At 59.1% G+C, this 21360-nt stretch carries 24 protein-coding genes; 23 read left to right on the forward strand and 1 reads right to left on the reverse strand.

Annotated elements, in window-relative coordinates; translation table 11 throughout:
* Positions 1-30: 30 nt before the first annotated feature.
* The 17 genes from MITSMUL_RS02810 (at position 31) to MITSMUL_RS02890 (ending at position 15852) form a co-directional block, all read left to right on the forward strand.
* Entirely contained in the window at positions 31-243 is a 213-nt protein-coding gene (locus MITSMUL_RS02810; protein WP_005839750.1) for a hypothetical protein, read from the forward strand.
* Positions 244-271: 28 nt separating this feature from the next.
* The gene (locus MITSMUL_RS02815) at positions 272-1075 is read left to right on the forward strand and encodes a Cof-type HAD-IIB family hydrolase (RefSeq protein WP_005839752.1); all 804 of its coding nucleotides are present in this window, start codon (positions 272-274) and stop codon (positions 1073-1075) included.
* Positions 1076-1132: 57 nt separating this feature from the next.
* Positions 1133-2143 (forward strand): ComEC/Rec2 family competence protein, encoded by a 1011-nt coding sequence (locus MITSMUL_RS02820; protein WP_040635357.1) that lies wholly within the window; start codon positions 1133-1135, stop codon positions 2141-2143.
* Positions 2140-2343: a DUF3006 domain-containing protein gene (locus tag MITSMUL_RS02825; RefSeq protein ID WP_005839755.1), complete on the forward strand. Its 204-nt coding sequence runs from the start codon at positions 2140-2142 to the stop codon at positions 2341-2343. Before MITSMUL_RS02820 ends, MITSMUL_RS02825 begins: the two co-directional genes overlap by 4 nt.
* A gap of 48 nt (positions 2344-2391) precedes the next feature.
* Positions 2392-3462, forward strand: a complete 1071-nt coding sequence (locus tag MITSMUL_RS02830; protein WP_244944618.1) for an N-acetylmuramoyl-L-alanine amidase family protein — start codon at positions 2392-2394, stop codon at positions 3460-3462.
* A gap of 75 nt (positions 3463-3537) precedes the next feature.
* On the forward strand, positions 3538-4137 hold the full coding sequence (locus MITSMUL_RS02835; protein WP_005839758.1) for a GerMN domain-containing protein: 600 nt from the start codon (positions 3538-3540) through the stop codon (positions 4135-4137).
* A 166-nt stretch (positions 4138-4303) separates the two neighbouring features.
* Positions 4304-5593 (forward strand): trigger factor, encoded by a 1290-nt coding sequence (gene tig / locus MITSMUL_RS02840; protein ID WP_005839760.1) that lies wholly within the window; start codon positions 4304-4306, stop codon positions 5591-5593.
* A gap of 24 nt (positions 5594-5617) precedes the next feature.
* Positions 5618-6232, forward strand: coding sequence for an ATP-dependent Clp endopeptidase proteolytic subunit ClpP (gene clpP, locus MITSMUL_RS02845; RefSeq protein ID WP_036376497.1), 615 nt, complete (start codon positions 5618-5620; stop codon positions 6230-6232).
* Positions 6233-6243: 11 nt separating this feature from the next.
* Positions 6244-7554: an ATP-dependent Clp protease ATP-binding subunit ClpX gene (gene clpX, locus MITSMUL_RS02850; protein ID WP_005839763.1), complete on the forward strand. Its 1311-nt coding sequence runs from the start codon at positions 6244-6246 to the stop codon at positions 7552-7554.
* A gap of 160 nt (positions 7555-7714) precedes the next feature.
* Positions 7715-10180 carry an endopeptidase La gene (lon, locus tag MITSMUL_RS02855; RefSeq protein ID WP_084778565.1) on the forward strand — a complete coding sequence of 822 codons (2466 nt, stop codon included), beginning with the start codon at positions 7715-7717 and terminating at the stop codon, positions 10178-10180.
* Positions 10149-10853, forward strand: coding sequence for a ribosome biogenesis GTP-binding protein YihA/YsxC (yihA, locus tag MITSMUL_RS02860; protein ID WP_005839766.1), 705 nt, complete (start codon positions 10149-10151; stop codon positions 10851-10853). Before lon ends, yihA begins: the two co-directional genes overlap by 32 nt.
* Before the next feature lie 98 nt (positions 10854-10951).
* Positions 10952-11407, forward strand: coding sequence for a siroheme decarboxylase subunit alpha (gene ahbA / locus MITSMUL_RS02865; RefSeq protein WP_005839768.1), 456 nt, complete (start codon positions 10952-10954; stop codon positions 11405-11407).
* A gap of 30 nt (positions 11408-11437) precedes the next feature.
* On the forward strand, positions 11438-11953 hold the full coding sequence (gene ahbB / locus MITSMUL_RS02870) for a siroheme decarboxylase subunit beta (protein WP_005839769.1): 516 nt from the start codon (positions 11438-11440) through the stop codon (positions 11951-11953).
* 170 nt (positions 11954-12123) lie between these two features.
* Complete coding sequence (locus tag MITSMUL_RS02875; protein ID WP_005839771.1) at positions 12124-13323, forward strand: pyridoxal phosphate-dependent aminotransferase; 1200 nt, start codon at positions 12124-12126, stop codon at positions 13321-13323.
* 207 nt (positions 13324-13530) lie between these two features.
* The gene (locus tag MITSMUL_RS12950; RefSeq protein ID WP_005839773.1) at positions 13531-14304 is read left to right on the forward strand and encodes a CYTH domain-containing protein; all 774 of its coding nucleotides are present in this window, start codon (positions 13531-13533) and stop codon (positions 14302-14304) included.
* 205 nt (positions 14305-14509) lie between these two features.
* Positions 14510-15415 (forward strand): helix-turn-helix transcriptional regulator, encoded by a 906-nt coding sequence (locus MITSMUL_RS02885; RefSeq protein ID WP_005839776.1) that lies wholly within the window; start codon positions 14510-14512, stop codon positions 15413-15415.
* Between the two features lie 5 nt (positions 15416-15420).
* Positions 15421-15852, forward strand: coding sequence for a YbjN domain-containing protein (locus MITSMUL_RS02890; protein WP_005839778.1), 432 nt, complete (start codon positions 15421-15423; stop codon positions 15850-15852).
* Positions 15853-15921: 69 nt separating this feature from the next.
* On the opposite strand, the gene MITSMUL_RS02895 is transcribed toward MITSMUL_RS02890, so the two are convergent.
* The gene (locus MITSMUL_RS02895) at positions 15922-16953 is read right to left on the reverse strand and encodes an aldo/keto reductase (protein ID WP_005839779.1); all 1032 of its coding nucleotides are present in this window, start codon (positions 16951-16953) and stop codon (positions 15922-15924) included.
* A 261-nt stretch (positions 16954-17214) separates the two neighbouring features.
* Between MITSMUL_RS02895 and MITSMUL_RS02900 the strand changes: the two genes are divergently transcribed.
* The 6 genes from MITSMUL_RS02900 (at position 17215) to MITSMUL_RS02925 (ending at position 21337) form a co-directional block, all read left to right on the forward strand.
* Positions 17215-17631 (forward strand): MarR family winged helix-turn-helix transcriptional regulator, encoded by a 417-nt coding sequence (locus tag MITSMUL_RS02900; RefSeq protein ID WP_005839781.1) that lies wholly within the window; start codon positions 17215-17217, stop codon positions 17629-17631.
* A 79-nt stretch (positions 17632-17710) separates the two neighbouring features.
* Entirely contained in the window at positions 17711-18922 is a 1212-nt protein-coding gene (locus MITSMUL_RS02905; protein WP_005839782.1) for an MFS transporter, read from the forward strand.
* 179 nt (positions 18923-19101) lie between these two features.
* Positions 19102-19554, forward strand: a complete 453-nt coding sequence (locus MITSMUL_RS02910) for a ribosome maturation factor RimP (protein WP_040635362.1) — start codon at positions 19102-19104, stop codon at positions 19552-19554.
* A gap of 47 nt (positions 19555-19601) precedes the next feature.
* Positions 19602-20738 (forward strand): transcription termination factor NusA, encoded by a 1137-nt coding sequence (gene nusA, locus MITSMUL_RS02915; protein WP_005839786.1) that lies wholly within the window; start codon positions 19602-19604, stop codon positions 20736-20738.
* Positions 20735-21016, forward strand: a complete 282-nt coding sequence (gene rnpM, locus MITSMUL_RS02920; RefSeq protein WP_005839787.1) for an RNase P modulator RnpM — start codon at positions 20735-20737, stop codon at positions 21014-21016. The genes nusA and rnpM overlap by 4 nt, the downstream gene beginning before the upstream one ends.
* Positions 21017-21019: 3 nt before the next feature.
* Positions 21020-21337 (forward strand): L7Ae/L30e/S12e/Gadd45 family ribosomal protein, encoded by a 318-nt coding sequence (locus tag MITSMUL_RS02925; RefSeq protein ID WP_005839789.1) that lies wholly within the window; start codon positions 21020-21022, stop codon positions 21335-21337.
* The last annotated feature ends 23 nt before the right edge of the window (positions 21338-21360 follow it).

A 21360-nucleotide genomic window follows, 5' to 3' on the forward strand; every position in this document is an offset into this window, starting at 1 on the left:
CACGAGATTGGAGTCTTTGATTTGAGCAGAATGAATGAAAGAGATAATAAGGAAAACGAAAGCTGGCTCTCGGCGGCCGTCAAGCCGATGGATGGCGTGATTGCCATCGTGGCCATCTGCATCCTCTCGGTGATGGACTTCTCGAAGATGGAGACCGTCGACTGGATCTTCACGGTGACGATCGTCATCTGGTTTGTGCTGACGCTCGTCCGCTGCTACATCTACTACCGCAAATCGCGGTAAACTGACTGGGGAATAAGGGGGACTGCCTGTGACACAGGAGAAGAAAGCCGTCTTCTTTGACATCGACGGCACGCTGATCAACATCATGAAGGGTCAGACGCAGATCGCGCCGGCCGTCAAGAAGGCCATCCGCACCCTGCGCGCGGCGGGCAACTGCACGTTCATCGCGAGCGGCAGGCCGTATGCCTATCTCGACCCGGAGCTCGTGCAGCAGGACCTGTTCGACGGCTATGTGCTCATGAACGGCGCCGTCGTGCTGCTCGGCGACAAGACCATCTACAAGCAGATGCTGCCGCAGGAGACCGTCGAGCAGATTGCCGCGCTCTCCGAGCAGCATGGCGTCGAGTACATCCTCGAGGGGCCGCGAAACGTCTATCTCAAGCCGGAATACAAGCTGACGGAGAAATTCTACCGCAGCATCGATGTCGATGTCACGCAGTTCGTGCGCGACTACGACCTCGCGAAAGTTCCCGTCGCCAAGATGGAGTTCGCCTCGGAAGACCCGGGCGGCCACGGTCTCTTCGACAAGCTGCTCGCATGGCCGGGGCTCACGGGCCTCATGGACCCGTACCACAAGAAGAACATGGAGCTCTACGCCAGCGACGTCACGAAGGGTTCGGGCATCCTGCACGCGCTTGCATATCTCGGCATCCCAGTCGAGCGCAGTTTCGCCTTCGGCGACGGACTCAACGACATCGAGATGATGACGACGGTCGGCACGAGCCTCGTCATGGACAACGCGCGGCCGCAGCTCAAGGCGATTGCCGACCACATCGTGCCGTCCGTCGACGAGGACGGCGTGGCCGCTGGCATCGAGCACTACCTGCTCTGATGCTGCACGATATCACGATATTATGAAAAAGATGTTTGTTTTTTAGGGGGAAAGACAGTGAGAAAGAAAATCGGCATGATTCTCGGCATCCTCATGCTCGCCATCGCCGTGCTGACGGGCTGCGGCAACAGTCAGGGGACCTCGTCCTCGGGCACGGCCAAGTCCGCCACCTCGTCGGCAGCACAGGCTGGCAAGGATGTCACGATCAAGATGCTCAACGTTGGCCAGGGTGACTCCATCCTGATCCAGACAGCGGAGCAGACGGTGCTCATCGACACGAGCGATGTCGACGAGCGCGACAAGTTCAAGCGTGAGCTCGACAAGGCAGGCGTCAAGAAGATCGACAAGGTCATCCTGACGCATCCGCATGCCGACCACATCGGCGGCATGGATGTTCTCCTCAAGGACTACCAGGTCGGCGAGGTCTACGACAACGGCATGCCGTCGACGTCGAAGCTTTACATCGGCTACATGAAGCAGCTCAAGTCGAAGGGCATCAAGCACACGGCCCTCAAGGCCGGCGATGTGCTCGACTTTGGCGGCGGCGTCTCGTTCAAGGTGTTCTACCCGACGAAGGAACTCGTCGAGAAGGGCACGCAGAAGGGCTACAAGCACGACCCGAACAATGAGTCGATCGTCGGCAAGCTCACCTATGGCGACTTCTCGATGCTCTTCACGGGCGACGCCGAGCAGCCGGTCGAGGAGCAGCTCTTGAAGTCGGACGCCAAGGACCTCAGGAGCACGATCCTCAAGAGCCCGCATCATGGCAGCAGCACGGGTTCTTCCGTGCCGTATCTCAAGGCTGTCTGGCCGGAGGCCGTGCTGATCTCCTGTGGCAAGGGCAATGACTACGGCCATCCGCACACAGACGTGCTCGCGCGCTACCTCGGCCAGAGCACCTACAAGGACCGCCGCGACGGCTCGCAGAAGAAGACGAAACTCGTCAAGAACGACAAGGGTGAAGTCTACAAGGGCAAGGTCTACGAGACCGACAAGAACGGTACGATCACCGTCACGACGAATGGCAAGGACTACAGCATCAAGGCAGAGGAGGGCGATGCACAATGATCTCTGCATATCTCGACCGCTTTGAGGACGACCTCGCCGTGCTGCTGCTCGGCGATGAGATGAAGAAAGTCAACTTCCCGAAGTGCTTCCTGCCCGAGGGCGTCGGCGAGGGAGATTATTTGAAGATCGACATCGCCTACGACAAGGAAGCGACGGAGAAAGCCGAGCAGGAAGCGCTCGACCTTCTCAAAGACGATTGATGCATGAATCAAGACATACATGAAGGACTAGAGAAGGAGGAACCCTTTTTGTTCAGCAAGATATGCCGCGCAGCAGCGCTATGCTTCATGCTGCTCGCGTGCCTCTCGGCCATCCTGCCGCAGAGCAGTGAGGCCGCGAAGCGCGAAGCGGTGCATAAACTCAATTACTTCCAGTCGTATGAGACCGAGGTCGACGGGCGCCAGGCCCTGCGCATCGAGATCGGCATGGACCGCGACAACGTGACGTACGACGTCACGGCGCATCCGTACCTGCAGAAGCAGCTCGTCATCGACCTCTCGAACACGGAGCCGGGCGAGCTCAAGCCCGACTACAGGTTCAGCAGCAAGCTCGCCAAAGCGCTGCACATCCGCGAGCTCGAGGCGCGCCACACGCAGGTCCGCATCGACTGCAAGAACCCCGTGATCGACGGCAGCTACGCCGTCCATGCGGAGCCGGCCGACCGCAAGGCGAAGAAGCCTTACCGCCTCGTCATCGACATTTTCGCATCGGGCGGCACGGCGAACAGCTCGCGCGTCGCGGGCGTCAGCGGCCACTCCATTGTCATCGACCCGGGCCACGGCGGCAGCGATACGGGCGCCGTCGGGCCGACGGGCGTGACGGAGGCCTCGGTGACGCTCGCTGTCTCGAAGGACCTGCAGTCCATCCTCGAGAACTCGGGCGCGCGCGTCACGATGACGCGCGACAAGGACGTCGACGTTTACGGCCCGTATGCGTCGGACCGTCAGGAGCTCCAGGCGCGCGTCAATGTCGGCGAGTACACGCCGGGCGCGGAGATCTTCGTCTCGATCCACTGCAATGCCTTCTCAAATCCGGCATCGAACGGCATGGAGACGTACTACTACGCGGGCTCGCCGAAGGGCGAGCGGCTCGCGACCCTGCTCAATGAGGAGCTCGAGAAGGCAGGCGGCCTCTTCAACCGCGGCGTCAAGACGGCAAACTTCTATGTCATCAAGCACTCGAGCATGCCGGCGACGCTCGCCGAGCTCGCCTTCGTCACGAATCCCCAGGAAGAGCAGCTGCTCGCCAGCCCTCAGTACCAGATGAAGCTCGCCGAGGGCATCGCGCGCGCCATCAGCCGCTACTTCAGCGGCAGCTGAGGCAGGGAATCGCACGGCAAATCTCGAATCTAAGTATCAAGAAGCAGACGGAATAGACGGAACAGGAGATGAACTATGATGAAGAAATATGTCCGTTACGCAATGCTGGGGCTCGCGATCTTCGCGCTCGCCCTCCTCGCCGGCTGCGGCTCAGGGACGACGGGTAAGGGCACGCCAGATGGCAGCTCTTCGGCGTCGGTCCAGAGTGAGAGCGCCCCGCAGGCCGCTTCGTCCTCGAGCTCAAGTGCCGAGAAGAAAGCGCAGAAGCTCACGATCAAGGTCTACTACCCGGATGAGCAGGGCATGAAGCTCATCGCCGACAAGCGCACGGTCACGCTCGACCAGCAGGAGAAGTACACGGCGGCGATGGAGTCGCTCCTGGAGGGCACGACGGAGAAGGGCCAGACGAACATCATCCCGAAGCAGACGAAGCTCCGCAGCGTCAAGGTAGAGAACGGCACGGCGACGGTCGACTTCACGGGTGACCTTCGCAAGAACTTCGTCGGCGGCTCGACAGGCGAGACGATGCTCGTCGGCTCGATTGTCGACACGCTGACCGAGTTCCCGGAGGTCAAGAAAGTCCAGATCCTCATCGACGGCAAGAAAGTCGAGTCGCTCGGCGGCCACATGGACCTCTCGCAGCCGCTGACCCGCATGACGGATCTCTTGAAGTGATTTGAACTTGATATTTTGACTTTATCGCCTGCTGATGCGCAGAAATCCTTGTATTTCTGCGCATTTTATGTTATGATAAAATCCATATGGCATGTTTTTGTGGCTAATAAGCCGGAACTGGCCAATCATGATTGCAATAAGATGATACAGGAGGTCATTTCACACAATGAAAGTTACGGTAGAAAATGGAGAGAACCAGCAGGTCACTCTGACGATTGAAGTCGAAGCAGCAGAGGTCAACAAGGCAGTCGAGCAGGCATGCAAGCGCCTCGCAAACCGCGTCAGCATCCCGGGCTTCCGCAAGGGCAAGGCTCCGCGCATGATCGTCGAGCGCCACGTCGGCAAGGACGCTGTCCTGCAGGAGGCTTTCGACATCGTCGCTCCGAAGGCCCTGAGCAAGGCATTCGATGAGCAGAAGATCGATCCGGTAACGCGTCCGAGCGTCGACATCGAGACGCTGGAAGAGGGCAAGGACCTCGTCTTCAAGGCTACGGTCACGCCGCGTCCTGAGGTCAAGCTCGGTGACTACAAGGGCCTCAACGTGCCGAAGAACGAAGTGAACATCACGGATGAGGATGTCGAGAAGCAGCTCAAGACGTTCCAGGACCGCCAGGGCAAGCTCGTCGATGCACCGGAAGGCGCTGAGGTAAAAGACGGCGACTTCACGACGCTCGACTTCAAGGGCTTCGTTGACGGTGAGGCATTCGATGGCGGCGAGGGCAAGGATTACCCGCTGCAGATTGGCTCCAACAGCTTCATCCCGGGCTTCGAGGATCAGCTCGTCGGCGCAAAGATCGGCGAGGAGCGCGACGTCAACGTCAAGTTCCCGGAAGAGTACCATGCAAAAGAGCTCGCTGGCAAGGACGCTACGTTCAAGTGCACGATCCGCAGCATCAAGACGAAAGAGCTGCCGGCTATCGACGATGAGCTCGCCAAGAAGGTCAGCAAGTTCGAGACGCTCGATGAGCTCAAGGCTGACATCCGCAAGAACCTCGAGGAGAACGCTGAGCGCACGGCTGAGAACGACCAGAAGAGCGCTGCCATCGAGATGGCGACGAACAACATCACGGTCGACATCCCGGCTGTCATGATCGACAACCGCGTCACGGCCATGATCCAGGAGATGGCAATGCGCCTCGAGCAGCAGGGCATGAAGCTCGAGCAGTACCTGCAGTACGCTGGCACGGATATTGCCAAGCTCCGTGAGCAGTATCGCGAGACGGCTGAGAAGAACGTCAAGACGGACCTCATGCTCGAGGAAGTCGCCAAGGCTGAGGACATCAAAGTAGAAGCAAAGGACCTCGATGAAGAAGTCGCTGCTATGGCAGCTGCTTACGGTGCTACGCCGCAGCAGGTCCAGAAGATCATCAAGGAACAGGGTCGTATTGGCGATCTGGCTGCATCCGTACTCCGCAAGAAGACGGCTCAGTTCATCATCGATAACATCGCCAAATAAGATCCCTGATATGGGGGTATACCTATGAGTTATGTACCAATGGTAGTGGAGCGTTCCAATACGGGCGAGCGCGCGTACGATATCTACTCGCGCCTCCTGAAGGACCGCATCATCTTCCTGGGCGGCCCGATTGACGACGCTGTCGCCAATACGGTTGTTGCGCAGCTCTTGTTCCTCGAGTCGGAAGACCCGGACAAGGACATCCATCTGTACATCAACAGCCCGGGCGGCGTTGTCACGGCAGGCCTTGCCATCTACGACACCATGCAGTATATCAAGCCGGACGTGTCGACGATCTGCATCGGCCAGGCAGCGAGCATGGGCGCGCTGCTCTTGACGGCAGGCGCCAAGGGCAAGCGCTATGCGCTGCCGAATGCCCGCATCATGATCCATCAGCCGCTCGGCGGCGCTCAGGGGCAGTCGACGGACATCCAGATCCAGGCGCGCGAGATCCAGCGCATCCGCGAGGTCATCAACGACATCCTCGTGGAGTCGACGGGCAAGGACCGCGAGACGGTCGTGCAGGATACGGAGCGCGATAACTTCATGACGGCAGAAGAAGCCAAGGCGTACGGCCTGGTCGACGAAGTGATCACTCGTCCTGTCAAGAAGGGCAAGAAATCGGAGACCAAGGCATAAGAGGTGATGTCATGTTGAAGTTTGGGGATGAGAAAGGCCAGCTCAAGTGCTCGTTCTGCGGCAAGACGCAGGACCAGGTGCGCAAGCTGGTCGCTGGTCCAGGTGTTTACATCTGTGATGAATGCATCGAGCTCTGCAATGAGATCATCGAAGAGGAATTCAACGATGATGTCGAGGTCGAGCTCAAGGACGTCCCAAAACCGAAGGACATCCGCGCAATCCTCGACCAGTACGTCATTGGACAGGACGAGGCCAAGAAGACCTTGTCCGTGGCTGTCTACAACCACTATAAGCGCATCAACATGGGGCAGGGCAAGCCGGGTGAGGATGTCGAGCTCTCGAAGTCGAACATCCTCATGATCGGCCCGACGGGCAGCGGCAAGACGCTGCTCGCCCAGTCGCTCGCCCGCATCCTCAATGTGCCGTTTGCCATCGCTGATGCGACGGCGCTGACGGAGGCCGGCTATGTCGGCGAGGATGTCGAGAACATCCTCTTGAAGCTCATCCAGGCGGCGGACTACGACGTCGAGAAGGCGGAGCGCGGCATCATTTACATCGACGAGATCGATAAGATCGCGCGCAAGTCCGAGAACCCATCCATCACGCGCGACGTGTCGGGCGAGGGCGTCCAGCAAGCGCTCTTAAAGATCCTTGAGGGCACGACGGCTTCCGTGCCGCCGCAGGGCGGCCGCAAGCATCCGCATCAGGAGCTCATCCAGATCGATACGACAAACATCCTCTTTATCTGCGGCGGTGCCTTTGACGGCATCGAGAAGATCATCGAGTCGCGTCTCGGTCAGAAGCAGATGGGCTTCGGTGCGCCAATCAAGTCGAAGCGCCAGAGGAACATCGGCGACACGTTGCGCAAGGTGCTGCCGGAAGATCTCTTGAAGAGCGGCCTGATCCCAGAATTCATCGGCCGACTGCCTGTCGTCGTGACGCTCGACGCGCTCGACGAAGAGGCTCTCGTCAACATCCTGACGAAGCCGAAGAACGCACTCGTCAAACAGTACCAGAAGCTCCTCGAGCTCGATGGAGTCAAGCTGACGTTTGATGACGACGCCCTGCGCCAGATCGCCAAGGAGGCGCTCAAGCGCAAGACAGGGGCTCGCGGCCTGCGCTCCATCATCGAAGGCATCATGCGCAACGTCATGTACGATGTGCCGTCGATCGAGGGCGTGACCGCCTGCCGCGTGACGAAGGACGTCATCACATCCAAGAAAGAACCCATCCTGACCATCGACAAGAGCGGGAATACGGACAAAGACAAGACCGATAAGCCCGGCAAGGACGATAAGGGTGGCAAGGAAGCATCGGCCTGATACGATGCAAGACAGGGCGCTGCAATAGCAGCGCCTTGTCTTTTTATCCACAAGATCCATAGAATATAAGATACAAGATATCGATAAGGGGAGGGATAATATGTCAGAAGCACCAGAAAAGAACGAGAAACAAAAGGCACCCGTTGCACCGACGAAACGCATGCCGCCCGAGATGAAGACACTGCCACTCTTGCCGCTGCGCGGCATGGTGGTCTTTCCCTACATGATCATCCATCTCGACGTCGGCCGCGAGCGGTCGCTTGCCGCCCTGGAAAGGGCAATGGTGGAGGACCGCCGCATCCTGCTCGTCGCCCAGCTCGACGCCGACAAGGACGACCCGGGCCGCGAGGATCTCTACAATTACGGTACAGTCGCCGTCATCAACCAGCTCATCAAGCTGCCGGGCGGCACGGTCCGTGTGCTCGTCGAGGGCGAGAAGCGCGCGCGCATCGATGACTACCACCGGCTCGAGAACTACGATGAAGTCGAGGCCAAAGTCTACACCGACCCAATCTACACCTCGATGGACATCGAGGTCGCGACGCGCTCTGTCGTCCACCTATTCGAGGAGTGGGTCAAGCTCTCGAAGCGCATCCCGCCCGACACGCTCGTCTCCGTCGCCATCATCGACGACGCCGGCCGGCTGGCCGACCTCATCGCGAGCCATCTGAACCTCAAGATCGACTCGCGCCAGGACCTGCTCGAAAGCATCAACATACGGGACCGCCTCAAGCTGCTCTCGTACGACCTCTCGCATGAGATTGAGCTCCTGCGCATGGAGCAGAACATCGACGTCAAGGTCCGCAAGCAGATGGACAAAGCCCAGCGTGACTACTACCTGCGCGAGCAGCTCAAGGTCATCCGCAAGGAGCTCGGCGACAAGGATGACGTCATGTCTGACATCATAGAGTACCAAGGGACGCTCCTCAACGGCAAGTACCCTGAGAGCGTGCACCAGGCCGTCAACCGCGAGCTCCACCGGCTCGAGAACATGAGCAACACGAACGCCGAGGCGAGTGTCATCCGCAACTATATCGAATGGCTGCTCTCCCTGCCGTGGAGTCAGGAGTCAAAGGACACCGTCAACATCAAGAGGGCGGCGAAGATACTCGATCACGACCACTACGGTCTGCAGAAGGTCAAGGAACGCATCCTCGACTTCCTCGCCGTGCACAAGCTCGTGCCAGACAAGAATGCGCCAATCCTCTGCCTCGTCGGCCCGCCGGGCGTCGGCAAGACGTCACTGGCGGCTTCGATTGCGCGCGCGACGGGGCGCAAGTTCATCCGCGCTGCGCTCGGCGGCGTGCGCGATGAGGCCGAGATTCGCGGCCATCGTCGCACGTATCTCGGTGCGATGCCGGGCCGCATCATCGAGGGCATCCGCAATGTCGGCACGCGCAACCCAGTCTTCCTGCTCGACGAAGTGGACAAACTCGTCACCGACTATCGCGGCGACCCATCAGCGGCGCTCCTCGAGGTCCTCGACCCCGCGCAGAACAAGACGTTCAGCGACAACTACATCGACATCCCGTTCGACCTCTCGAAGGTCTTCTGGATCGTCACGGCCAATAGTCTCGGCCCCATCCCGCGCCCGCTGCGCGACCGCATGGAGATCATCGAACTCTCGAGCTACACGGAGTACGAGAAGCTCGAGATTGCGAAGCGCTACCTCGTCGCCCGTCAGCGCGGACAGAACGGCCTTGCAGGCAAGGACATCCGCCTCGGCGCGGGCGTCCTGCAGGACATCATCGAATACTACACGCGCGAGTCAGGCGTGCGCGAGCTCGAGCGCCTCATCGGCCAGGTCTGCCGCAAGGCCGCGCGCAAGATTGTCGAGGGCGAGGAGCCGCCCATCCGCGTGACGCGCCACAACCTGACCGACTTCCTCGGCCGCAAGAAGTTCCTCGAGACGAAGGCGGAGAAGAAGCCGCAGGTTGGCGTCGTCACGGGCATGGCCTGGACCGAAATCGGCGGCGACATCCTGCCGACGGAAGTCACTGTGCTCAAGGGCAAGGGCAAGCTCATCCTGACAGGCCAGCTCGGCGATGTCATGCAGGAGTCGGCGCAGGCCGCTCTTTCCTACATCCGCAGTCGCGCTGAAGCGCTCGGCCTGCCCGAGGACTTCTACGAGAAGGACGACATCCACATCCACCTGCCTGAAGGCGCCGTGCCGAAGGACGGCCCGTCCGCAGGCATCACGATGGCTACGGCCATGATCTCGGCTCTGACGGGCCGCAAGGTCCGCAGCGATGTCGCCATGACGGGCGAGATTACCCTGCGTGGCAATGTCCTGCCGATTGGCGGCCTCAAGGAGAAAGTGATCGCCGCCTACCGCGAGGGCATGAAGACCATCATCCTGCCGAAGGAGAACGAGCGCGACATCGAGGAAATCCCCGAGAACGTGCGCGAGAAGCTGACCTTCGTGCCTGTCTCGCACATGGACGAGGTCCTGAAGACCGCACTGCTGCCGAAGGAGACGGCCAAAGCCGCGCCGGCTGCAAAGGGACCACAGGGGGTACAGACCGCGCAGGATACAAAGACTGTATCATCCGTAGAATCCACACAATCCATAAATGAGGAAGGGGGCCAGAGCCATGACGGAGCAGAAGACAGACCGACCGCTTGACGCAAAGCCGGCAGAAGCTAGCGATGAGAAGGCCAAAACCGCAGAGCTGGTCGTCATCACGCAGGGCAAGTACATTGCCTCGGCCGTCAAGAAGGACCAGTATCCCGAGCGCGAGCTGCCGGAAGTTGTCTTCATCGGCCGCTCGAACGTCGGCAAGTCGTCGCTCATCAACTCCCTGACACGCATCCGCGGCCTCGCGCGCGTCTCCTCGCAGCCCGGCAAGACGCAGACCATTAACTTCTTTGAGTTGACGGCAAAGCTGCGCGACCCAGAGAGCGGGGAAGAGCAGGGGCGCAAGGACTTCTACCTCGTCGACCTGCCCGGCTACGGCTACGCCAAGACGGGCAAGGAGCGCCGCAAGATCTGGAAGAAGTTCATCGACGAGTATCTGCTGACTTCACCGCAACTGCAGTTCGTCTGCCAGCTTATCGACATCCGCCATGAGCCCATGGCCTCCGACGTCGAGATGTTCCAGTGGCTCGTCGAGCACCATGTGCCCGTGCTGATCATTGCGACGAAGGCCGACAAGATCGGCAAGAACGCGCGCCAGAAAAACATTGCTGCAATCCGTCGCGCGCTCGGCGTCAAGGAAATCTCCATCCTGCCGTACTCCTCCGTAAAAAATGAAGGACGTTCAGATTTACTTGACGTCATCCGTGAGATTCTAGTATAATAGAGATAACGAAAGATGAATTGGATTCACGTTTCGCGTGGATCCAATTTTTTTAGGAGCATAAAGACTGTGTAGAGAGAAATCTTGGGGGAGATATCATGGAGCTGACATCGTTTGACAAATCCTTACTGAACCTGCTGCAGGGCAGCCTGCCCGTCTGCAGCCGCCCGTTCGCCGCCTTAGCCGAGCAGCTCGGCACGACGGAGGAGATCGTCATTGACCGCCTGCAGGTCCTCAAAGAGGAGGGCTACCTGCGCCGCATCGGAACCTTCTTCAACTCAAACCGCCTCGGCTACAAGGGCACGCTCGTCGCCCTGCGCGTCGACCCCGAGAAGATGGAGGCCGTCGCCAAGGCCATCAACCTCTATCCGGGTGCCACCCACAACTACGAGCGCGAGGGCCGCTACAACCTTTGGTTCACGCTGCTGACGCCGGGACTCGACAAGGAGCATGAGATTCTCACGGAGATCCGGGCTCTGCCGGGCGTCGAGAGCATGCTCAATCTCAAATCGCAGAAGAAGTACAAGATCAACGTCCAGTTCAAGCTGGCCTGATAAAAGGGATAAGCAAGGGGGAGCCGGCCGATGGCAGAACACCGCACAACTAACGGGAATCACGAAAACAATGCAATCAATGAACTAGACAAGAAGATTATCTGCGCGCTGCAGGGCGACTTCCCGCTCGTCGCCGAGCCCTACAAGGTCCTGGCCGAGAAGGCCGGCGTCAGCGAGGAGCTCTTCCTCGAGCGCGTCAAGGCGATGGAGGAGGAGAAGAAGATCCGCAAGATGGGCGCCGTGCTGCGCCACCGCGAAGTCGGCTTCTCGTCGAACGTGCTCGTCGCCTGGAAAGTCGACCCAGAGCGCCTCGACGAAGTCGCCAAGCAGATGGCCGCCTCGCCGTCCGTCTCGCACTGCTACGACCGCACGACCGCGCCCGACTGGCCCTACAACCTCTACACGATGGTCCATGGGCACAGCCGCGAGGAGTGCGAGCGCATCGTCGCCGGCCTCGCCGCCAAGACAGGCGTCGAAGAGCGCGCCATGCTCTACACCAAACGCGAGTGGAAGAAGGTATCCATGAAGTATTTTCAGGAATCCTGATCCCTGTCCTATACGTTCACACATCTCACACATCGAAGAAGATGCCGGAATTTTGTCCGGCATCTTTTTTTTCGGCTTCTTTTGTGGTAAAATGTTAATTATGTTCTAGCATAAAAGAACTCTGTCCATGATAATGCAGCAAGACATGAGATACAAAAGGTGGTTATCAAATGGTTTCTGAAAAAATGTACGAGCTCGGCACCAAAAAATCCACGATCCGCACGATCTTTGAATTTGGCCGCAAGCGCGCGGCGGAGGTCGGCGAAGAGAATATCTATGACTTCAGCCTTGGCAACCCGAATGTGCCGACGCCGGAGTTCGTCAAGCAGGCGGCCATCGACATCCTGCAGACGATGCCGCCCGAGGCCGTCCACGGCTACACGATTGCCCCGGGCAATCCGCAGGTCCGCGAGGCGCTCGCCAAGAGCATCAACGACCGCTTCGGCACGCATTTTGCCGGCAAGAACCTCTTCATGACGGCCGGCGCCGCTGCCGCCATCACGATCTGCTTCAAGGCGCTCTGCGAGGAAGGCGATGAGTTCATCACGTTTGCGCCGTTCTTCCCTGAGTACCGCTGCTTCGTCGAGTCGGTCGGCGGCAAGCTCGTCGTCGTGCCGGCGCGCGTCGAGGACTTCCAGATTGACTTTGCGGCCTTCGAGTCGCTCCTGACGCCGCACACGAAGGCCGTCATCGTCAACTCGCCGAACAATCCTAGCGGCGCCGTTTACTCCGAGGCGACCATCAAGGAGCTCGCCGCCATCCTCAAGCGCAAGGAGGAGGAGTACGGCCATCCGATTTACATCATCGCGGACGAGCCGTACCGCGAGATCGCCTACGAAGGCAACACCGTCCCGTACATCCCGCTCTACTACCACGACACGCTCGTCTGCTATTCGTATAGCAAGTCCTTCTCGCTGCCGGGCGAACGCATCGGCTACATCGTCGTGCCGGACGAGCTCGAGGGCTCGTCCGAGGTCTACGGTGCCATCGCTGGTGCCGCCCGCGTGCTCACGCATGTCAACGCGCCGTCACTCTGGCAGCTCGTCGTCGCGCGCTGCGCCGGCATGCCGTCCGACATCTCGACGTACCGCAAGAACGGCCAGCTGCTCTACGACGGTCTCATCGAGGCAGGCTTCAGCTGCGTCAAGCCGCAGGGTGCCTTCTACCTGTTCCCGAAAGCGCTCGAAGAAGACGACTATGCGTTCTGTGAGCGCGCCAAGAAGTACGACCTGCTGCTCGTACCGGGCACGGATTTCGGCTGCCCGGGCTACTTCCGCGCGGCCTACTGCATCAAGACGGAGACGATTGAACGTTCCCTGCCGCTCTTCAAGAAGCTCGCAGAAGAATATAAAAATATAAATAAGAATTAATCTCGTAATCAACCCATCATGTTCTCCTGTAGAAAACGGGAGAACATTTTCTTTTTTTTAAGAGAAAAACAAGGTATTCTGTGATAGAATACAGTTTATGCTAAGATATGTCATACAGATGATGCATGACAAATGAAGGTGATAGAAATATGAATACGATAAGAGATAGGGTCAGCCAGAGCATCATGACCGGGAAGGAGGCTGTATATGGAAATAGAACGTCAGTTTCTTGTTGATATCATTCCGGCATTGCCGGATACGTTCGATTCCATCTTGCAAGGGTATGTCTCGCTGTTCCCTGAGATCCGCATCCGCAGTGTCCGCCCCTTAGAAGGGCCTGAGAAATTCTACCTGACGGTGAAGCGCGGCGAGGGTCTTGTGCGCGATGAGTGGGAGACGGAAATCAGCTCGCGCGAGTTCTCGCATCTCGTCGAGTGCCTCGAGAAGGGCACCTGGTTCATCGAGAAGCGCCGTTACCGCCTGCCGCTCGCAGGCGACCACGTCGCGGAGTACCATCGCCACAGCGGCCACCTCAAGGGGTTTGATTACGTCGAAGTGGAGTTCCGTTCAGAAGAAGAGGCAAGAGCCTTCGAGCCGCCGTATTGGTTTGGCCGCGAGGTCACGGAGGACCCGCGTTTCAGTTACGGCAAGCTCGCGCGCGAAGACGGCACGCGCCTAGCCAAGCTTATTCTCGCACGTCCGCCGAAGCCGTGGACGCCCGACGATTTCGAGACGCTCGGGACGCTCGAAATGAACGGTTTTGCTGATCTCGCGAGACCGTCGGACACAGAAGTGCAGGCAGCACCGATTGTGACGGATGAGCAGTCGGTGCCATCTGGACCGTCCGACCAATCAGAGCAGCCCGACTCTGCAGAGATTGTACCGTCGGATGAGCCGGAGGAACAAGAGGAAGACAAGACGCTGGATACGTCAGGCGCGGAGAAGGCGGAAACCAAAGAGGAAGACGGGCCGGCCCGATAACTCGATAATATGTTTGGTTCTCGGTCTTGCTGGATTTCACAAGAAACACGCGGTGTCCACCTGACTTTTCATGGCGGTTACCTGATGTTTTATGGCATTTTATGATATTTTTTCGCATTTCGGGGCTGACCCTGTCGGATATGACAGGGTCAGCCCTCTTTTATTTTGTTAGAATAAAAGGGGAGAATAAGGAGATGTGAACGATATGACGCAACAAGAAGATTTTTTACGCCGGGCAGAGGCGATGGCCAAGGACTTTATCTGGGATTTTTACCAGAAGCGCAAGAGCATCTGGCAGATCATGGAACAGATGGACGAGAAGTGCTTCAGCTGGATTGGCGTGGGTCCCGGGGAATACCTGCGCAGCTACGATGAGGCACTCCATTACTTCGCGGAGCAGCGCTACGCTGGTGCCGTGCCGCTCATCGAGATATCCGAGGAGCACTACGATGCGCAGCTCGTGACGAACCAGGTCTGCATTGTGCTCTGCGAGTATTTGTTGACTGCCCGACCTGAGACGGGCAATGTCATGCAGGAACGCCAGCGCTCGACCATCACGATACGGCGCGCGCACGGCGGCAAACTGCTGGCTTGCCAGATTCACACCTCGAACCCCTGGTATCCGATGAAGGGCGATGAGCGTTGGCCGGAGCAGTTCGGTCGGCAGACTTACACTTACTTCCTCGAGCTGCTCTCCGAGCTCGAGCTCAAGGAGATGCCGCATCTGAGTTCACAACAGCGCAAGGTACTCGTGCTCATGATGCACGGCAAGACGTATCAGGACATTGCCGCAGCGCTCGACATCACGTATCGCACGGTGCAGTACCACGTGCGCATGATCTTCAATAAATTCGGCGTCGACTGCCGCGAGATGCTGTTCGCCAAACTCATCCGCACGCTCTGCGCCACGATGGGCAATTCACTTGATCACGATGGCGATGACAGCAATGGCGATGACGATATGGAGAGCAAGGTACTCAAGGCACTCGACGATGCCGCAAAGAAATACAAGATCAGCCAGAGAAGCCATCATGGTCGTAAAAAAATCGATAAGTCAAATCTTCCAGTCACGAACGATATCATTCCCAAAGATAAAGATAAGGAAAGGTGAGCAGCATGAACAAGAAAGCAGAAGAATTCAAGGCTTATGTAGAAGAGACGCATCCTCAGACGTTCACAATTGAGGAAATTCCCGATGACGCCTATGAGACGGTGGTTTTCCGGTCGTTTGCCGAAGTGCGCGGCAACCGCCTGCCGCTCGTTGTCATCCTCGACACGAGCATCTACGCGATGATCCGCATCCTCGTCGTGCCGCGCGCTGTGCGCAACCAGAACCGCGAGGAACTGCTCGAGATGCTCAATCGCTACAACAAGAAATACAAGACCTGCAAATATTATCTCGATGACGAAGAGAACCTCGTCCTCGATACCTGCATCCTCTGTGGTGAGGAGAAGATCGACGGGGACCTCGTCTATGCGATGTTCCGCGTCCTCCTGCAAGAACTCGAGGACCACTATCCTGAGCTCATGAAGATCGTCTGGGAGTAAGCGAAAAGCCGCTTCGCAGCCTGTGCTGTGAAACGGCTTTTTGTTTGCGTCAGTGAGAAGGGAGGTGTCTCAGCGTATGAGCCCCTGGACGCCGGGGGCGAAGGAGATGGCGTCGATGGCCTGCAGCTCTTCGGCGCTGAAGCGCGTGTTCTCGATGGCCTTGATGTTGTCGAGAATCTGCTCGGGTTTGGAGGCGCCAATCAGGACAGTGGTGACGTCCGTGTCCTTGAGGTCCCAGGCGAGGGCCATCTCGGCGAGCGTCTGGCCACGCTCATGAGCGAGGTCATTGAGCGCGCGGATGGCCTGCAGCTTCTCGGGTGTCAGGGACTTCTCTTTGAGGAAGCGGCCGTCGCGGTGGATGCGGCTGTCCTCGGGGATGCCGTGCAGGTAGCGGTCGGTCAGCAGGCCCTGGCAGAGCGGGCTGAAGGCGACGATGCCGAGGCCGAGGTCGGCGGAGGTGTCCTTGAGGCCGTTCTTTTCGATCGTGCGGTCGAAGATGGAGTAGCGGTTCTGGTTGACGATGAATGGCACGTGCATCTCGTGCAGGATGGTCGCTGCGCGCAGGAGCGTCGGGCCGTCGTAGTTCGAGAGGCCGACGTAGAGTGCCTTGCCGCTCCTGACGATCTGCGCGAGTGCACCCATCGTCTCCTCGAGCGGTGTCTCGGGGTCCATGCGGTGATGGTAGAAGATGTCGACGTAGTCGAGGTGCATGCGTATGAGGCTCTGGTCGAGGCTCGCAATCAGGTACTTGCGGCTGCCCCAGTTGCCGTAGGGGCCCGGCCACATGTCGTAGCCGGCCTTTGTCGCGATGACGAGCTCATCGCGGTAGGGGCGGAAGAGCCCGTCCATGAGCTGGCCGAAGTTGCGCTCGGCACTGCCGTAGGCGGGGCCGTAGTTGTTGGCGAGGTCGAAGTAGGTGATGCCGTGGTCAAAGGCCGTGCAGCAGAGCGCCTTCATCGTGCCGTAGTCTGCCGTGTCGCCGAAGTTGTGCCAGAAGCCCAGAGCGATGCGTGGCAGCCGCAGGCCGCTCCTGCCACAGTGCGGGTAGGCCATCGTCTCGTAGCGCGAGTCGGCAGCTAGGTATGTCTTGCTGATATCCATCGTGATTCCTCCTGTCGTTTACCGGTCTGTCGGTTGATATGCTTCTATTATACACCTATCCATAAAGCATGCGCACGCGAACAGAGGATATCCTTCTTGTCAGGCTTGTTGACTATACTACGATATCGTATTATAATAGACAAGCCGTTTCGGGATCGCCGTGCTGCGCGTCAGCTCGTTCTCTTTTTCCGCAAAGATTGACAAGCCAGCGGACTGGTTGTACAATACATAGGTTTACGATAGGAAAAGGGAGATGAGATCATGACACTTGATGATACGATTGGCTACATGATCAGCCGCGTGGCGCGCAAGATCCACTACGCGGTGGACGGCATGTTCAAGGAATACGGCATTACGGTGGAGCAGTGGGTCGCGCTCAAGACGATTGCGGAGTACGAGCCGCTCTGCCAGAAGGCGCTCGCCGAGCGGATCGAGAAGAACCAGAACACGGTCAAGGCGCTCGTCACGCATCTGGAGAACAAGGGCTGCATCGACCGCACGCCCGACCCGAGCGACATGCGCCACATGATCCTGCGGACGACGGAGAAGGGGCGCGACTGCGTCGAGCGGCTCAGTGCGCTCGACGAGCACGCCAACCTCGACTTCCTCGGAGCATTGAGCGCGGACGAGCAGGAAGAGCTGCGCCGCATGTTGCGCAAGATCGAGGCAAAGCTCTGAGCCGCAGAGAACATCAATCAACGCATTTCAATTAATTCTAATTCGACTTAACTCGACGGATTGAAGAAAGGAAGATCACATGCAGAGAGAGAAGCTTTGGACACCGGAATTCCTGGGGATGGGAGGCAGCAACCTCTTCTTGTTCATGTCGCAGTACATCATGGTGGCGGCGCTGCCGATTTTCATCATGGACACGCTCGGCGGCGGCGACATGGAGGCGGGCCTCGCGATGACGGCCTTCCAGATCGGCGCGGTGAGCTGCCGCCCGCTGGCCGGCCGCATCATCGACGCCGTCAACAAGCAGAAGCTGATGCGCGGGGCGACGGCGGCGTTCTTCCTCGTGATGTTCGCGTTCAACTGGCTCCACTCGGAGCAGGCCATCTACGCGCTGCGCCTGCTGCATGGCTGCATCTTCGCGCTCGCGACGACGGCTGCGGCGGCGATGGCCGCGCTCGTGCTGCCGGCCTCGCGCAAGGGCGAGGGCATCGGCTACTTCGCGCTCTCGACGAACCTCGCGATGGTCGTCGGCCCGCTCATCGGCCTCTTGATCATCGGCAACCTCGGCGGCACGGCGCTCTTCGTCTTTATGACGGCGCTGGCGATCTTGACCTTCCTGACGGCCAATGCCCGCCGCCTGCCCGATGAGGTCATCCGCCCGGCCAAGCGCCCGAAGAAGGGCTTCCATCTCTCGGACTTCATTGAGCGGCGCTCGCTCGCACCGGCACTGCTCGGCGGCATGGTCTTCTTTGCCTACGGCGGCATCCTGACCTTCATCCCGCTCTACGCCAAGAGCCTCGGCCTGCAGGCGGAGACGAGCCTGTTCTTCGTCGTCTTTGCCTTCGTCATCATCCTGACGCGCCCCGTCATCGGCCGCCTCTTCGACGAGAAGGGGCCGGACTGGACGGTCTGGCCGGGCTTCGCGTTCTTCGCGGCCGGCATGCTCTTCTTCAGCCAGGTCACGACGCTCGTCGGCCTGCTCGGCGCGGCCGCGCTGCTCGGCATCGGCTTCGGCGCACTGTCGCCGGCCTTCCAGACGCTCGCCGTTCAGAGTGCCCCCGCATCGCGTGCCGGCGTCGCGACGGCCACGTACTTCTGGTCGCTCGACATCAGCGTCGGTCTCGCCGCCGTGCTCCTTAGCATCGTCGCCGCGCAGTGCGGCTATCCCTTCATGTACGGCGTCGTCAGCACGGCCATCATCGCCTTGAACGCCGCGCTCTACTTCCTCTGGCGCCGCAGCAAGTTGCATAAGCTGCGCAAGCTCCAGAAAGCGCGCCGGGAACATAGCATGTGACTTTCCTGACTTTTTTTCAGATACCATTTTACAAGCAGAGGCTTTTGTGGTATCATGAAATAGTTAATTTAAGGTTGTTTAGTGAAGAGTGGGTGCAAGCCCACTCTTTAATCTTATGCGAGAAAGACACGGATGAGCGCATCACCGTGATTCAAAAGCAGAAAGCTGGAGGTGGATGTATGGCAAAGCAGCAGGTTGAGGATGCCGTAGAGGCAATCGTGCAGGAGCTCCTGAAGGATCAGGACGTCATCGAGCTCGTCGATGCCGAGTATGTCAAGGAACACGATTGGTATCTGCGCGTCTACATCGATAAGGAAGGCGGCATCGATATCGAGGATTGCCAGGCGCTGAGCGAGAAGCTCGAGGAGGCGCTCGACAAGGGGGATGTCGTGCCGGATTCGTACATTCTGGAGGTGTCCTCGCCGGGCATCGACCGCGTCCTGCGCAAGCCGCGCGACTTCACGCGCGAGCAGGGCAAGAAGGTCGACGTCACGCTCTACGCGCCGCGCGAGGGCAAGAAGCTCGTCGTCGGCGAGCTCACGGGCTTCGATGGCGATGCGATCGAGCTCGATGGCGAGACGAAGATCCCGCTGGCGGATATTGCACAGGTCCGCCTTCATATCGACTTTTGACATAGCAAAAAAGGGGGGCTTCCCCCGTTCATTGGGAGGATATTATTTTGGCAAGAAAAACGACGAAAGCGAAGGACAATGGTCAGGAATTCCTGACGACGCTCAAAGAGCTCGGCAAGGAGAAAGGCATTGATGAAGAAGTCCTCTTCGAGGCCATCGAGGCTGCCCTGATCTCGGCATACAAGCGCAACTTTGGCTCGGCACAGAATGTCCGCGTCACGCTTTCCAGAGAAACGGGTCACTATCACGTCTACGCGATCAAGACGGTCGTCGAGGACCCCGAGGACGAAATCACGGAGATCTCGCTGGCGCAGGCCCGCACGATTAAGCCGGACTATGAGGTAGGCGACGTCATCGAGATCGAGGTGACGCCGGCGAACTTCGGCCGCATCGCTGCGCAGACGGCCAAGCAGGTCGTCGTCCAGCGCATCCGCGAGGCAGAGCGCGGCATCATCTACGAGGAGTTCATGAGCCGCGAGGGCGACATCCTGACGGGCCTCGTCGAGCGCGTCGAGAACCACAATGTCTACATCGACCTCGGCAAGACGGAAGCCGTGCTGACGCCGGCGGAGCAGATTCCGACGGAGACGTACGCACACGGCGACCGCATCAAGGCATACGTCGTCGAGGTCAAGAAGACGAACAAGGGACCGCAGATCGTCGTTTCGCGCACGCATCCGGGCCTTTTGAAGCGCCTCTTCGAGCTCGAGGTGCCGGAGATTCAGGAAGGCATCGTCGAGATCAAGTCAGTCGCACGCGAGCCGGGCAACCGCTCGAAGATCGCCGTCTACTCGAAGGACGAGAACGTCGATCCAGTCGGCTCCTGCGTCGGCCACCGCGGCCTGCGCGTGCAGTCGATCGTCGATGAGCTCGGCAGCGAGAAGATCGACATCGTCAAGTGGAGCGACAATCCGGCCAAGTTCATCGCCAATGCGCTGAGTCCGGCAAAGGTCGTCTCCGTCGCGGTCAACGAGACGGAGAAAGTCTCGCGCGTCGTCGTGCCGGATTACCAGCTCTCGCTCGCCATCGGCAAGGAAGGCCAGAACGCCCGCCTCGCCGCCAAGCTCACGGGCTGGAAGATCGACATCAAGAGCGAGTCGCAGGCCGCTGACGAAGAGCTCGACGCCAACATGAACGAGGTCGAGGTCACGGGCGATGCTGCCTTCACGGCTGAGGTTGAATGATGAAGATCAAGAAGATACCGCAGCGGATGTGCCTGGGCTGCCAGGAAAGCCGCCCGAAAAAAGAAATGGTGCGGATCGTGCGCAGCCCCGAGGGCGAGTTCTCCGTGGACTTCACGGGCAAGAAGCCTGGGCGCGGCGCCTACATCTGCCACAAGCGCGAATGCTTCGACAAGGCCAAGAAGAGTCATGGCCTCGAGCGTTCGTTCAAGTCGCCAATCGACGCTGCCGTCTACGATCTCCTCGAGCGCGAGCTGTTCGAGGACAAGGCTGAGGGCTGAGTCATGGCGCATACCCAAGAAGAGCGCATCACGAACCTCCTGAGCATGGCCCAGCGGGCGCGCCGCATCGTGTCGGGCGCCTTTGCCGTGGAGCAGGCTCTGAAGGGCCGCGAGGCCGTACTCGTCTTCGTGGCGGCGGATGCCTCAGATGAAACAAAGAAAGATTACACGATCCTAGCGGATCGATACAAGGTTCCCTACCTTGAGGGGCTCGACCGGGAGACGCTCGGCCAGTGCCTCGGCAAGGAGTACCGCGCTGTCGCGGCCCTGACCGATAAGGGGTTCGCGAAGAAGCTGCGCGAGCTGATGAAGGAGCCATGAGTATGAAATAATAACCGGGGGTG

The organism is Mitsuokella multacida DSM 20544 (assembly GCF_000155955.1).
GTDB classification, from domain to species: Bacteria; Bacillota; Negativicutes; order Selenomonadales; family Selenomonadaceae; genus Mitsuokella; species Mitsuokella multacida.